The sequence below is a fragment of the Arthrobacter sp. SIMBA_036 genome (genome assembly GCF_046535135.1).
Lineage (GTDB): Bacteria > Actinomycetota > Actinomycetes > Actinomycetales > Micrococcaceae > Arthrobacter.
This window is the reverse complement of the sequence record NZ_JAWRXG010000158.1, coordinates 1-274: the sequence shown is the minus strand read 5'-3', so window position 1 is coordinate 274 and position 274 is coordinate 1. Positions and strand designations below refer to the sequence as shown.

Below are 274 nucleotides of genomic sequence, written 5' to 3'. Positions count from 1 at the left end.
ATTTCAGGTATTCGCCCAAACCTCAACTAAAAATATCACAATAACATCCATTCCGATTGATTTTAAAGATCAGACAAAATATTATACCCAATATCAAAAGACAGTAAAAGTAACACGGGACAAAACAGAGCAAATTATGCAAAAGGAATTTGGCTCTGCAGATTATTCAATTCTTTTTGATAATTTAAATGGAATTCAAATTCCAAATAAGAATTTTAATAAACTAAAATTTCACGATCTGGATTTTGTCTATATTCAACTATTCAAATAGGCC

The 274-nt window shown here is 28.8% G+C and carries 1 protein-coding gene; it reads left to right on the top strand.

The window, feature by feature from the left end:
- Nucleotides 1-271, top strand: a 271-nt coding sequence (locus SB659_RS19480; RefSeq protein ID WP_410551593.1) for a hypothetical protein, incomplete at its 5' end; no start/stop codon positions are given.
- Nucleotides 272-274 lie beyond the last annotated feature (3 nt).